General features: G+C 69.0%; 14 protein-coding genes. 7 read left to right on the top strand and 7 right to left on the bottom strand.

Going from position 1 to position 12261, the window contains the following annotated elements; genetic code table 11:
• The first annotated feature begins 111 nt into the window (after nt 1-111).
• Both O7608_RS10665 and O7608_RS10660 read left to right on the top strand, forming a co-directional pair.
• Nucleotides 112-963, top strand: coding sequence for a hypothetical protein (locus tag O7608_RS10665; protein WP_289209793.1), 852 nt, complete (start codon nt 112-114; stop codon nt 961-963).
• Nucleotides 960-1592, top strand: a complete 633-nt coding sequence (locus O7608_RS10660; protein ID WP_289209792.1) for a hypothetical protein — start codon at nt 960-962, stop codon at nt 1590-1592. Before O7608_RS10665 ends, O7608_RS10660 begins: the two co-directional genes overlap by 4 nt.
• Here the strand turns inward: O7608_RS10660 and O7608_RS10655 are convergent.
• Nucleotides 1557-2477 carry an SDR family NAD(P)-dependent oxidoreductase gene (locus tag O7608_RS10655; RefSeq protein WP_289209791.1) on the bottom strand — a complete coding sequence of 307 codons (921 nt, stop codon included), beginning with the start codon at nt 2475-2477 and terminating at the stop codon, nt 1557-1559. The two genes, O7608_RS10660 and O7608_RS10655, sit on opposite strands and share 36 nt — an antisense overlap.
• A 62-nt stretch (nt 2478-2539) precedes the next feature.
• Between O7608_RS10655 and O7608_RS10650 the strand changes: the two genes are divergently transcribed.
• A complete protein-coding gene (locus O7608_RS10650; protein WP_289209790.1) occupies nt 2540-3169 on the top strand; it encodes a winged helix-turn-helix transcriptional regulator in 630 nt (209 codons plus the stop codon).
• On the opposite strand, the gene O7608_RS10645 is transcribed toward O7608_RS10650, so the two are convergent.
• Nucleotides 3144-4433: a PLL family lectin gene (locus O7608_RS10645; protein WP_289209789.1), complete on the bottom strand. Its 1290-nt coding sequence runs from the start codon at nt 4431-4433 to the stop codon at nt 3144-3146. The two genes, O7608_RS10650 and O7608_RS10645, sit on opposite strands and share 26 nt — an antisense overlap.
• 349 nt (nt 4434-4782) lie before the next feature.
• On the opposite strand from O7608_RS10645, the gene O7608_RS10640 reads away from it, so the two are divergent.
• Nucleotides 4783-4977, top strand: coding sequence for a hypothetical protein (locus O7608_RS10640; RefSeq protein ID WP_289209788.1), 195 nt, complete (start codon nt 4783-4785; stop codon nt 4975-4977).
• 8 nt (nt 4978-4985) lie between these two features.
• Here the strand turns inward: O7608_RS10640 and O7608_RS10635 are convergent, their stop codons facing one another.
• On the bottom strand, nt 4986-5318 hold the full coding sequence (locus tag O7608_RS10635; protein ID WP_289209787.1) for a ribbon-helix-helix domain-containing protein: 333 nt from the start codon (nt 5316-5318) through the stop codon (nt 4986-4988).
• Between the two features lie 587 nt (nt 5319-5905).
• Here O7608_RS10635 and O7608_RS10630 point away from each other — a divergent pair.
• Nucleotides 5906-6334 (top strand): hypothetical protein, encoded by a 429-nt coding sequence (locus O7608_RS10630; protein ID WP_282229209.1) that lies wholly within the window; start codon nt 5906-5908, stop codon nt 6332-6334.
• A 25-nt stretch (nt 6335-6359) separates the two neighbouring features.
• Nucleotides 6360-6794: a hypothetical protein gene (locus tag O7608_RS10625; protein ID WP_289209786.1), complete on the top strand. Its 435-nt coding sequence runs from the start codon at nt 6360-6362 to the stop codon at nt 6792-6794.
• A 69-nt stretch (nt 6795-6863) separates the two neighbouring features.
• Here the strand turns inward: O7608_RS10625 and O7608_RS10620 are convergent, their stop codons facing one another.
• The 3 genes from O7608_RS10620 to O7608_RS10610 all read right to left on the bottom strand — a co-directional run bounded on the left by O7608_RS10620 (nt 6864) and on the right by O7608_RS10610 (nt 10049).
• Nucleotides 6864-7733, bottom strand: coding sequence for a carbohydrate ABC transporter permease (locus tag O7608_RS10620; RefSeq protein WP_289209785.1), 870 nt, complete (start codon nt 7731-7733; stop codon nt 6864-6866).
• The gene (locus O7608_RS10615) at nt 7730-8683 is read right to left on the bottom strand and encodes a carbohydrate ABC transporter permease (RefSeq protein ID WP_289210851.1); all 954 of its coding nucleotides are present in this window, start codon (nt 8681-8683) and stop codon (nt 7730-7732) included. The genes O7608_RS10620 and O7608_RS10615 overlap by 4 nt, the downstream gene beginning before the upstream one ends.
• A gap of 79 nt (nt 8684-8762) precedes the next feature.
• Nucleotides 8763-10049 (bottom strand): ABC transporter substrate-binding protein, encoded by a 1287-nt coding sequence (locus O7608_RS10610; RefSeq protein WP_289209784.1) that lies wholly within the window; start codon nt 10047-10049, stop codon nt 8763-8765.
• A gap of 228 nt (nt 10050-10277) precedes the next feature.
• Here O7608_RS10610 and O7608_RS10605 point away from each other — a divergent pair, with 228 nt between their 5' ends.
• Nucleotides 10278-10922 carry a LysE family transporter gene (locus O7608_RS10605; RefSeq protein ID WP_289209783.1) on the top strand — a complete coding sequence of 215 codons (645 nt, stop codon included), beginning with the start codon at nt 10278-10280 and terminating at the stop codon, nt 10920-10922.
• A 25-nt stretch (nt 10923-10947) separates the two neighbouring features.
• Here O7608_RS10605 and O7608_RS10600 read toward each other — a convergent pair whose 3' ends face one another.
• Nucleotides 10948-11880: a methylenetetrahydrofolate reductase gene (locus tag O7608_RS10600; protein ID WP_289209782.1), complete on the bottom strand. Its 933-nt coding sequence runs from the start codon at nt 11878-11880 to the stop codon at nt 10948-10950.
• Nucleotides 11881-12261: the final 381 nt, after the last annotated feature.

Raw genomic sequence — 12261 nt, 5'->3', positions numbered from 1 at the left:
CGTGCTGGACTGTGTCCTCCGCTCGATCAACTTCGTCGACCGGCCGCCGGCGTGGGCCGCTGTCCCGGTCGTTTGCCTGACAGTCTCTTATCTGGAAGAGGTAGTACCGCAATGTGTTCACGTCAGCTGATCCGACGGCTGCCCGCCGTCGGCGGCGCAGTCGCGGTCGCCACCGCCGGTCTCGTGCTCGGTGCCGGTTCCCCGGCGCAGGCCGTCCCGCCGGAGCTGGCGGTGGAGATGGTGTGCGGTGCGCTGGACGTACGGTGGACATCCGACCCGCTGGACGACGACGTGGAGCCGGTCGACACCGTGGTGCTGCGCAACGACGTGGTGGTGGAGCAGTTCACCATGCTCGGCAGCGGATTCCGGCGCTACGGTGCGGCAGACGGCGACATCTTCGTGATCCGTCGCGCGGGCGAACGGGACACCCCGCCGGTACCGTTCCGGGCTCCGGACGGCTGCGCCGACAGTCCGGTCCTGCAGGTCAGCGCCGACGACGGGTGCGCCGGGCCGGAGTTGACGGTGACCAACCTGGGCACCGGGTCCGTCGACGACCTGCTGCTGGTCACGGCCGAGACGTTCCCGGTCGGGGAAACACTGGCACCGGTCCCGCCCGGCACCACCGAGCTGGCCTTCGCGCTGCCGGACGGCGCCAGGTACGAACTGATCACCGGGCCGTTCGCCCTCGACGCTCCGACCTGGATGGCCGGAACGTACACCCGTCCTTCGGCCTGCGACGCACCGAGCCCGACTCCGACGACCATGGTGACCACGTCACCCGCGCCGGCCTCGCCGACCGTTGCGGCGACGCCGGGCGGCGGGGGCGCGGGCGGCGAACTACCGGTGACCGGGACGGCCGGCATCGCGTACGCGGTCAGCGGTGTCGCCCTGGTCGCCGCCGGCCTGGCCCTGGTCGCCGGGCTGCACCGGCGGCGCATCCGGTTCGTGGCAGGTGACCGATGATTCCGGCACGCGGGTTCGCCGCAGGTCTGCTCGCTGCCCTGCTGGCGTCCCTCACGGCGTGCGGCACCGACGCGGCGGACCCGGCGGCCGGTGTTGCGAGCGGGCCAGCCGGTGGGGAGCGGCCGTCACCGCCGGCCAGCTCCACTGCGAACTCGGCACCGGTCGGCTCCACTGCGAACTCGGCGCCGGTCGGCGGTGACGCGGACGACGGGCCGGACTTCGGCGACCCGTGCACCCTGCCGACCCGGCCGGAGCTGGCGACCGTCTTCGGCGACGGCGTACCCGAGCCGACCGGTACCGATTACGGGGCGGGCTTCGCCGAATGCGTGTGGCAGGACCCGGCCGGGCAACTCGTCCGGTTGAGTGTGGTGCCACCGGAGAACCTGCAGGCCGACTACATCGACCAGCTCACTGCCCGCGACGGCGTGACCGGCCTGGGCGCCGGCTCGGTGACCTTCCCGGGAACGGTCGGCATCGGCGTGGCGAAACGCGGCGGCGTCACGGCCGCGTTCACCGCCGCCGACACCGGCCTGCTGCTCGCCGTGAAGACCGGCGATGGCACGGACGAGACCGCGGACCTGATCCATGTGACGCTACTCGGGCAACGCATCCTTTCCCGCAGCCACTGACCGGCTGTCGGTGCGGGCGTATCCGCAGGTCGCCTGGCTGAGCGCGGTGACGGCCCGGATCACCGTCGGATCGGTGGCGCGGGCGTCCGGCCGCACCGGTGTGCCCTTCGGGCCGAGCACCGTACCGGATGGGAAGCCGCCGGCCGGCAGGCCGCCGATGGCGGCGGCGATCGAGCTGCGGGCAGCGTCGCCGGGCCTGGTCCGGAACAGGTTGAGGTAGATCAGCGGGAAGGCCAGCCGGGCCGGCATCGGGAACAGGTCCGCGCGCATCGACCGGCCCATGTCGGTGGCGCTGGCCCCCGGGTCGGCGGCGAGCACCGTGACGCCGGTGCCGGCGAGTCGGTCGGCCAGACCCATCGTGTACGCGAGGTTGGCGAGCTTCGCCCGCCCGTACGCGGCGAAGCCGTAGTAGCGCCCGGCGACCTCGACCCGGTCCAGCGGGGTGCGGTCGGCGAACCGGATCGCACCCGAGGTCAGGTTGACGATCCGCCCCTGGCCGGCGGCGATCATGTCGTCGACCAGCAGCTCGGTGAGCAGGTAGCCGGTCAGGTGACTCATGGCGAAGGTCGCCTCGATGCCGTCGGCGGTGTACCAGCGCTGGCGGTAGACCCCGCCGACGTTGTTGACCAGCAGGTCGAGCGGGCCGGCGGCGCGGATCTCGTCGGCCAGGGCGCGCACGGCTGCCAGCGACGACAGGTCGGCCCGGATGAATCGGGCAGCGGCGGGGCCGGCGGCGCTGACCTGGTCGCGGGCGGCGTCGCCGCGGCGCGGGTCGCGGCCGACGATCGTGACGGCGTAGCCGTGTCCGGCCAGTGCGTGGGCGGTGGCCAGGCCGATCCCGCCGGTGCCGCCGGTGACCAGGGCCTGCTTGATTGATTCGGTCATGACTAAAAAAATAGTACTAGCTACCGCGCTTTAACAAGTGTGCCACTGGATACAGTGGCGACGTGCAGGCCGATGCGGGCGTACTGCTGGCCGCCGTGGGTCGACTGCGGGGCCGCTGGACGCTGCACATCGTGCACGCACTGCTCGACGGACCCGCCGGCTTCAACGACCTGCGCCGGGCCGTCCCGGCCGTCGGGCCGAGCACCCTGGCCCGCCGGCTCGGCGAGCTGGAGGCGGCCGGCATCGTCAGCCGTACGGTGATCGACACCACCCCACCGGGCACCCGTTACGCCCTGACCGCGACCGGCATCGGGTTGCGCCCGGTCCTCGCCGAGCTGGCGGCCTGGGCCGGCGACACCAGCGACCCGGACGTCCGCGACCGCCAGCTCGACGGTCTCCTTGCCCTGATGCAGGAACGCTGGATGCTGGAGCTGCACTGCGCGCTGCTCGTCGGCCCACGGCGCTTCACCGACCTGGCCCGCGACACCGGCGTCAACCAGGTCACCCTGACCCAGCGCCTGGCCGACCTGGAGCAGCGCGGGCTGATCCAGCGGCTCGCCGACGGCAGCTACGCCTTCAGCGCCGCCGGCGAAGGCTTCCACCGGGTCGGCGAAGCCCTCGCTGACTGGGCGGCGGCCACCTCGGGCACCGCCGCCGACCGGCAGGTCAGGGCACCAGGCCCCGGAAGTTGACCATCAGCTGGGTGGGGCCCTGCCGGGACCAGTAGAAGACGTACGGCCGTTGCGGCAGCAGCGGGGCGTCCTGGATGCCGACGGCGACCCCGGCGGTCGGGTCGATACCGAGGGCGTCCGTACCCTCCTGCGCCGACCAGGTCCACTGCTGCTGCGGCGTGAACCAGTTGCACTCGATCACGCCACCCTCCAGATCGACGGTGAACACGTACGGCCGCTGCCGCACCAGCCGAGTGTCCGCGACGGCGACCGCACCGGTGCGCCGCAGATAGACCACGGAGCCGGGACCACCCTGCGCCGTCCACTTGTACTCGCTGCCGGTCCAGCTCAACGCGTACATGATGCTGAGGTTGCCGACGAAGGCGGACGGGAACGTTCCCTCGCCCGGTGCGCCGAGCATCGTCACGGCGCCGACGCCGTTGGTCGCCCCGGCGTTCGGGAACGGCGCCAGACCGTGGTTGGTCCAGGCCCAGGAATAGCCGGTGTCCGCGCCGCGCCACAGGTTGCCCTGCCGGTCGAGCAGGAACGTCTGGGCCCGGTCCGGGCCGGCGGCGGTGGTGGTACGCAGGTTGGCGACGCCGACCACCCGGCTGTCCCGGAGGTTGTCGAACGTGCCGGTACGCGGGGTGCCGTAGTTGAGCCAGTCGCCCGTGCCGCTGATCCAGTTGTGCAGCCACAGGTTGCCGTCCGAGCCGACCACGAAGGTCTGCGGCACCTGCGGCCCGTCCGGAGTCTGCTGGACCGTGAGGACGCCGACTGGCGTGCCGACCCGGACGCCGTCGAACGGGAAGCCCAGGTCCTGCCAGAGCCATCTGTCGCCGGTCCACCGGTTGACCCACAGGTGCCCGTCGGCGGTGCTGACGAAGGCGTACGGGTAGTCCGCCCCGTTCGACCTGTTCTGGACCGTGATGGCCCCGACGGCTTTGGCGATCGGGCTGCCCGACGGCACGCCACCGAACCCGGTCCAGATCCACTGGTCACCGTTCCACCAGTTCAGCCACAGTTCACCGTCGACGACGTTGAACACGTACGGCCGCTGTTTGGCACCTGGAGCGTCCCGCACCGCGACCGCCCCGACGAGCAGGATCGAGGTGGGGTCCGGCACCGGTGAGCCGAGCCGATCCACCTGCCACACCGCTTGCGATACGGCCGCCTGCGGCGCGGCCGTCGCGGCAAGTGGCGTCAGGCCGGCGGCCAGCAGTACGCCGGCCAGGATGGCGGCCAGCGTGCGCCGCCGCAGTCGTCGTCGATGTGTGCGCAGCATGGCGACCAACCCCTGTCTTCGTCGCGGCGGTCGGTTCGCGCGCACCTCTCGCGCATCGGCGACCGCCGCCGGTACGCCAGATGCTCCTCGCACCGGTACGCCGACACCGTCGTCACATCGACAGAGTTGACAATCAGCCGATGCCGTTGACACCCGGAACGACGGGCCGAACCACGATGTCTACACAGACGACTGTCAGGACAGGACACCCGGGTAGCCGGCCGCACCGGCTGAAAGTCCGTTACGTCGCACCGGAAGGAGCACCGACCGGCCGGCCCAGTTCTGGCACAGTGTGGCGACGACGATCGTCGAATCCCCGCAGCAACGCTCGCCGACGGAAGGACGACCCATGCCAGAACGTACCGGCCGGATCGACCTCTCCGACGAGGAGCCGACTCCTCGGGCGGACATTGTCGTCGATCATTCGTCGCGACGGCGGACGACAGGTCGGCCCGGGGTACAGCTGAACCTTGCCGACGTCGAACGGCCCAGCAGCGACGCCGAAGTCCGGCTGCGCCGACATCGGGTCGACCGGGACGACTGACCAACGGGTCAGATGATGTACACCCGCTCGTGCTCGCCGTTGGGGTGGCGTACCAGGATGCTGCCCTCGCCACGGTCGAGCAGATCCTCGACCACCTGATAGATCTGCAGGGCCCGGTTGATCACGTCGGTCTTCGACAGGCCGGTCGTCACGCTGATCTTGTCGAGCGCGTCCGCCGAGCGTGGCGTCAGGTTGACCGTCACCCGGACGAGCCCGCCGGCCCCACCTGGCGCGGCAGGCGGTGGCGGCTCGGGCGCTGCCGGAGAACCGTGCGGAGGATCGGTGTGCGGTGAGCTGGTGGCGGGTTCCCTGACCGCCGCAGGGCGACTCTTAGAGCTCATGACAGTTCTCACCTCCGTCGGCGGCGGTACGCCCGACCGGGTGCGCCTTCCGGCGCGCGGTCACGGTTCACCGCCACACTGATTGCCTTGTCGACCATACGTCCATGAACGCATGAAGCCACGGCTCACCGCCATCTCGACCTGGGTGGTCAGATGGGCCGGCTCCCGCGGATGGGTCAGGTCTGGCGCGACCTCGGCGTCTGCGTACTATCACCACGATGCATGTAGCAATGCTGCCCCTCAAGCTGGTAGTCGTCAAGTTGCACGCAGGTACCTCGCTATCCATCGATCAGCGGAACACCTCTCCCCTGAAGGTAGGATACATGCCTGGTAGATAGCAGGGCACAGCTTCGCATCACCGGCCAAAACCGACATTGCCGGATCGCCACCGACCGCCGTACCCCAGCAAAGGCCAGCCCTTTGTTTGCACAGCAGTGTGCATGTCTGCCAGTTCATGACCATCAGATGCTACTCGCTTAATGCTTACATCACTCACATGCTGCTAACGTGAGAGCAGGTCGGCTGGATCACCGACCTGGAGGTGGCCGCGCAGACACCTTCACCCCGCCGATCAGCGAGGTGGCACGATGGCAGCACGAGCCAGGGTGACCCGGTCGATCGACCTGCAGAGTGAGCCCGCACCAAAGGATCCGTACATCGGCCGCACGCCCACCACCGTGGACATCAAACTCGGCGTCCGGGACATCGTGCGACTGTCACTGGGTCTGCGGACGGCGGACCGCCTCCAGGGTTCGCTCGCCTTCGGCGTCATCGCCAGTCTCGCCCTCGCCGCCAGCGCCATCTTCGCCACGATCAGCATCGCCGCCGATGGCGGCTACGTCGCCACCATGCTGACGGCGGCCGCAGCGTTCCTGATCATGCTGGCGGCCGGCATGACCTTCAACTGGCACACCGTCGAACGCATCCGGCGCAGCGTCACCGAGACCGCCGCCACCAGCGGCAGGACCGACAGCCGGCGGAGTCGGCGAGCCCGCAGGACCCGGCGGAAGAAATAGCACCACGCTGCTAACGTCGCCGTTCGTGGAGACACCGCAGAAGTCGTACCGCCCCGCACCGGACGCGCTGATGCTGGTCGGGACGGTCACCGCACTGCTCGGCTTCCTGCTCCCCTGGTTCAAGGCCACGGAACGTCGCCAGTGGTGGTACTCGGGCTGGAGCTACCTGACGGTCAGCAGCGGGGGCGGCTGGGTCTGGTGGGTCGTGGTCTTCCTGGCCGTCGCGATTCTCGCCAGTCTCTGGGCCCGGCGCAGCGTCGAGCTCGCTCTGCTCAGTGCCGGCGCCGCCGTCGCCGGCCTGTTCATGGCCGCTGCCGTCGTCGCGGTGACCCTCGGCGGCCTGCCGGAGCGCAGCAACATCAACTGGGTCGGGGAACTGCCGTTCGGGCTCGGCCTACCGCTGATGGCGGTCGGGTTCGGCGCCACCGCCGCCGGGGCGCTGGCCGCCACCCGCCGCTGACCTGGGCCGCCACCCGCCGCTGACCTGGGCCGCCACCCGCCGCTGACCTGGCAGCGGCCCGGGAACTGGTCAGCCCTTGAACGCCCCTTCCATGATTCCCTGCACCAGGCGCCGGCCGACGAAGACGAACAACACCAGCACCGGCAACGTGGCCAGGAACGAGCCGGACATGGCCAGGCCCAGGTCGATGTCCCGGTTGTTCTGCAGTGCCTTGATGGCGATCTGGACGGTGTAGCGCTCCGGGGACTTCAACACGATGAACGGCCACAGGAAGTCGTTCCACGCGTAGACGAAGCCGAACAGGCCCAGGATCAACGCCGCCGGGCGGACCACCGGGAAAGCGATGCGCCAGAAGATCTGCCAGGTCGTCGCCCCGTCCACCCGGGCGGCGTTCATCAGCTCGTCGTCGACCACGTTGCCGATGTGCTGCCGCATCCAGAAGATGCCGAACGCGCTCACCAGCCCGGGGACGATCAACGCCTGCAGGGTGTCCACCCAGTTGAAGCGGGACATGATCAGGTACTGCGGTACGACGGCGAGCTGGGTCGGCACCGTCATCGTCAACACGACGATGAGGAACAACGTGTTGCGGCCCCGGAAGGACAGCTTGGCGAAGGCGAACCCGGCCAGCGCGCAGAGGAATGCCTGACCCACGCCGATCGAGGTGGCCACGACCAGGCTGTTCATCAGCGCCTGCACGAACGGCACGATCTCGAAGACCAGGCTGGCCAGGTGGAAGAAGTTGCCGCCGGGCAGCACACGCGGCGGCAGGTTGTACGCGGTGGCCGAGTCGGTGGTGGCCACCACGAACATCCAGTAGAGCGGAAACACGCTGAAGAACACCATGCCGCAGAGCGCCACGTACACGGCCGGGTGGATCCGGTTGGCGCGACGCCGCCGGTGCGGCGTGCGCCCGCTGGTCGAGGGGGCGGGGTTCATGGGCGCTCCGAGCGGATCCGGGTGACCAGGAGGTAGTTGATCGCGGAGATGATCACGACCATCACGAAGAGCGCGACGCCGATGGCCGCGCCGTAGCCGAAGTGGAACCGGCCGAAGGCCTGCTCGTAGAGGAACAGGGTGAGGGTCTGACACTGGCGCGCCGCGCCGCAGGTGAGTCCACCCACCGGGTTGGCCAGCAGCGGCTCGGTGAAGATCTGCAGCCCGCCGATCGTCGAGGTGATGACGGTGAACACGATGATCGGCCGCAGCGAGGGAACGGTGATGTGCCGGAACTGCTTCCAGCCGTTGGCGCCGTCCACTGCGGCGGCCTCGTACAGGTCGCGGGGCACCGCCTGCAGTGAGGCGAGGTACAGCAGGGTGTTGTAGCCGGTCCACCGCCAGGCGACCATCACCGCGATCATGAAGTGGCTGCCCCACGGCGACGCGGTGAAGTCGACGTGCTCGAATCCCAGCAGCCCGATGAGCCAGTTGAGCAGGCCGTAGTCGCGGTCGAACAGCTGGGCGAAGACGATGGTCGTCGCGGCCACGGAGGTGACGTAGGGGACCAGCATCGACATCCGGAACAGGGTGGCCGCCCGCAGCCGTACGTGGTTGAGCACGTGCGCCATGCCGAGCGCGATCAGCAGCTGCGGAACGGTCGACAGCAGCCAGATGCTGAACGTGTTGCGCAGTGCACCCCAGAACCGTGGGTCGTCGACGAGGTCGGAGAAGTTCTTCAGCCCCACGTAGCTGCGTTCGCCGATCGGATTCCAGTCGAACAGGGCGATGTAGAACGTGAACAGCAGCGGGAAGAGCCCGAAGACGAAAAAGAGCAGAAAGAACGGCGCGACGTACACGTACGGCGCCAGTCGTTCCCGTACGCCCTGCTGGATGTGACGGGACCGGCCCGGCCGGCCGGCGGTCCGGCGAGCCGTGGCCGGGCTGAGCATGGTGGTCACAGCGCTCACCTTCCGTGACACGCGGCGGCCGGCCGGATGCTCCGGCGGCCGCCGCACGTGGGTCGTCTACTCAGCCGCGGAGGGCGTTCCTGACGTTGGTGAGCGCGGTTTCCCACGCCTCGTCGGGTGCGACCTGGCCCTGCTCCACGCTGGTGAGCGTGTTGAGCAGTTCGGTGCCGATGGTGGCGTCGTCGGGGCCGATGTAGAACGGCTCGATGTTCACCACGGACTCGGTGTAGATCTGGCCGATCGGCGCGTCGGAGAAGAACGGGTCGGTCTTCGCGATCAACTGCGGGTTGGTGTAGACCGACGGCGTGGTCGGCAGCGCCCCGTGCTCCAGGAAGTGCGCGAGCTGGCCCTCGGGTGACTGCATCGTGGCGATGTAGTCCCAGGCCGCCGCCGGGTTCTGCGCCCGCGCGGGGATGGCGAGGTAGCTGCCGCCCCAGTTCCCGGATCCACCGGGAATGGTGGCGACGTCCCATTTCCCGGCGCTGTCCGGGGCGTTGGTCTTGATCGCGTTGAGCATCCAGGACGGTGCCGACATCACCGCGAAGTCGCCCTTGCTCATTCCGGCGGTCCAGCCGGGCGTCCAGGAGGCGATCCGACCGGAGATGCCCGCCTCGTACATCTCCAGCGTCAGGTCGAACGCCGCCTTGACCTGCGGATTCTTGTCGTACGACAGCTCGCGGTCGGCGTCGTAGTAGCGTTCCGAGCCCTGGTTGACCGCTTGGAAGAAGATGCTCGTCGGAGTGTTGTCCAGGAACGGTTTGCCGGTTGCCGCGACGTACTGCTTGCCGACCTCCAGGAACGCGTCCCAGGTAGGCCACAGTTCGGAGACCTCGTCCCGGTCGGTGGGCAGGCCGGCGGCGGCGAACAGGTCGGTCCGGTACGCGATCGCCATGCCACCGACATCCGTCGGTATTCCGATGACCTTGCCGTCCTCGGTGGTCGACTGCGAAATGACCCAGTCGAGGTAGTCGCCGGTCATCTGGTCGGCGCCGAGCGTGGTCAGGTCCACGAAGTTCTCCGGGGCCTGCATGAACTTCGGCATGTTGTCGCCCTGGATCAGCACCAGGTCGGGCACCTTGCCACCGGCCAGTGCGGCGGTGAGCGCCTGGGCTGTTTCGCTGGTGTCGCCCACTTCGGTGAGCTTGACCTCGATGTCCGGATGGTCGCTGGTGTACGCATCGACGGATGCCTGCTGGTTGATCCCGGTGAACGACCAGAACTCGAAGGTGTTCGGGTCCGATGATCCGGAGCCGCCTGACCCTGGCGTACAGCCGGCGGTCAGGATCATGGCCGCCGCCGCAGCGACGGCGGTGGCGGTGGTGACGACGCGCTTAAAGCGGCCCTCCATACGGTGGTCGTCAACTGCGGCGGCTTGAGCGATTGTCGTGATCACCCCTACGCGCAAAACATTGACGAACGTTAACATCTCCAGACTGGGAGTGACGTTAGTCAATACAGTCCACCTCGTCAACGCATCGGTGCCGGGCCCCTGGCCGGGCACCCGTACGCCGCCCCGGACCGGACGGGGCGGCATAACTGGTTGCCGCCTGATCAGGCGGGTCGGCATAGTCCTGCCGTGATCGAGGCACTGACATCCGGGCTGCTCGCCGGCTACGGCATCGCGATCCCGGTCGGCGCGATCGGGGTCCTGATCGTCACCCTTGCCGCACAGGTGTCGCTGCGCCACGGTGCGGCCGCCGGGCTCGGCACCGCCACCGCCGACGGGCTGTACGCCGTCGCCGCCGTGGTCAGCGGCGCGGCGATCGCCCGGCTGCTCCAACCGACAATCGGCGTCCTGCGGGCCGCCGCCGCCGTGGTGCTCGTCGCGATCGCCGTACGGGGAATCCTCACCGCAGTGCGGGCCCGTCACGCGGCGGCCGACGCGACGCAGCCGGTGCCGACCGGGTCGGCCGCCCGGACGTACGCCGTCTTCGTCGGGCTGACGCTGCTGAACCCGATGACCATCGTCTACTTCGCCGCCCTCGTGGTCGGCTACCAAGGGCACACGGCGGATTCGGCCGATGGTCGAGTGCTCGTCGGCACGGTGTTCGTCGTGGCGGCGTTCGTCGCCTCGGCGAGTTGGCAACTGCTGCTGGCCACCGGTGGCGCGATCCTCGGCCGCGTGCTCACCAGTCCACGCGGCCGGCTGATCACCGCACTGGTCGGCAACGGCATCATCGGGCTACTCGCCGTCCGCCTCGCCTGGCAGGCGGTCAGCTAGGTCCGGTAATCGGTCAGTTGAGTCGTCAACGGTTCCGGTCGAGCATCGCCCGCAGTTCAGTCGCGAGGGAGACCGCGGCCTCGATCTCGACCTTGCGGATCGACACGCTCTCCACGTGGAAGCCGAACGGCAACCCGAGACGGCGGCAGAAGTCGAGCAGGTCACTCGCGTTGCGCAGGCACTGGGCGTACGACTCGGCGAGTGGGTCATCGGCGCGCCGCAGCGCGTTCTCCAGCCAGCGGGGAACGTCGACGCCGAGCCACTGGAGAAACGACAACGTCTTGAGCGACCCACACACCGACATGGTCAACACGACCGTACGCGGCGCCACACCTCGATCGAGGCACGCGTAGTAGTAATCCGACAACATGCTCTTGGTCGCATCGACGTCGTAGACGACCTGGGAGATGAAGAACGCGCAGCCCTGCTCCTGCTTGGCCAACATGCGCAGGTGCTCGTCGCGGCCACGGGTGTACCGCTCGGTGATGGTCACCGCGCCGGCGAATAGATCCGGCCGAGTCTCACGGCGTACCTCGTGCGCCCGGGTCAGGCTGGTGTGCACCGGCTTGTCGCGCGACGACGAGCCGACGAAGACCGCGCCGACCTGGTCGGTGTCCGCCGACGTCAACCACGACCGCAACTGCGACTCCTGGTACTTCCCGACGCAGCGGTAGATGATCACCGGACGTCGCCAGGCACCGAGGTGTTCGGCGTGGAACTCCGCCGGGTCGGCGGTCGGCAGGTACGGGAACGGCCGTTCGTCCGGGTTACGGTCCGCCTCGTCGTCGATGTCGTAGAGCACCAGGGCGTCGAGGTCGAGCGGCGCGAGCCGATCCAGGGTGACCTGGGCGATCTCGCGCATCCGCTCTGGTGCGGCGTCGCGACGCGGCGGGGTGATGCCGAACAGCAGCAGCCCGTCCGACCCTCCGCCGAACAGCGAGTGGGGTGTGTGGGCCATGTCGGCGAGAATATCGACCGGCGATCGGCCCTCAACGACGGAGAGCACCTGGATGACGTCTCGCACCCGGGCCGGGTAATCACGAAGCATCGACTTCCCCGGCTGGAGTGCTTCGAACTCCTCGCCGTCCACCACCTTGATCCATTGAACGCCGGTGTCCGACTGGTTCTGCGCCGTCCAACCCTGCGTGCGGAGGTAAAAGGCAAGCTCCGCTGGCGACCGTGCGGCCAGTGCAGCGCGGTCGGGGACCTGTGCATCGATCACTTGGGCATTCTCCGTGCCTGGGAGGCGGTGCTCGGCTGAACCACCTCGTCGATGTGAGGCTGAGATACCGAATGATTGCGGCGTAGGGTATCTCAGCCTCACATCGACGCAGACCCC

This window comes from Solwaraspora sp. WMMA2056, assembly GCF_030345095.1.
Taxonomy (GTDB): domain Bacteria; phylum Actinomycetota; class Actinomycetes; order Mycobacteriales; family Micromonosporaceae; genus Micromonospora_E.
This window is presented reverse-complemented; position numbering and strand designations above follow the sequence as displayed.

What these genes read in the sequence shown, in the direction of transcription:
- O7608_RS10665 (WP_289209793.1), top strand. Translation starts at nt 112, where the DNA reads ATGTGTTCACGTCAGCTGATCCGACGGCTGCCCGCCGTCGGCGGCGCA.
- O7608_RS10660 (WP_289209792.1), top strand. Translation starts at nt 960, where the DNA reads ATGATTCCGGCACGCGGGTTCGCCGCAGGTCTGCTCGCTGCCCTGCTG.
- O7608_RS10655 (WP_289209791.1), bottom strand. Translation starts at nt 2,477, where the DNA reads ATGACCGAATCAATCAAGCAGGCCCTGGTCACCGGCGGCACCGGCGGG.
- O7608_RS10645 (WP_289209789.1), bottom strand. Translation starts at nt 4,433, where the DNA reads ATGCTGCGCACACATCGACGACGACTGCGGCGGCGCACGCTGGCCGCC.
- O7608_RS10640 (WP_289209788.1), top strand. Translation starts at nt 4,783, where the DNA reads ATGCCAGAACGTACCGGCCGGATCGACCTCTCCGACGAGGAGCCGACT.
- O7608_RS10635 (WP_289209787.1), bottom strand. Translation starts at nt 5,318, where the DNA reads ATGAGCTCTAAGAGTCGCCCTGCGGCGGTCAGGGAACCCGCCACCAGC.
- O7608_RS10630 (WP_282229209.1), top strand. Translation starts at nt 5,906, where the DNA reads ATGGCAGCACGAGCCAGGGTGACCCGGTCGATCGACCTGCAGAGTGAG.
- O7608_RS10620 (WP_289209785.1), bottom strand. Translation starts at nt 7,733, where the DNA reads ATGAACCCCGCCCCCTCGACCAGCGGGCGCACGCCGCACCGGCGGCGT.
- O7608_RS10615 (WP_289210851.1), bottom strand. Translation starts at nt 8,683, where the DNA reads ATGCTCAGCCCGGCCACGGCTCGCCGGACCGCCGGCCGGCCGGGCCGG.
- O7608_RS10610 (WP_289209784.1), bottom strand. Translation starts at nt 10,049, where the DNA reads ATGGAGGGCCGCTTTAAGCGCGTCGTCACCACCGCCACCGCCGTCGCT.
- O7608_RS10600 (WP_289209782.1), bottom strand. Translation starts at nt 11,880, where the DNA reads ATGGCCCACACACCCCACTCGCTGTTCGGCGGAGGGTCGGACGGGCTG.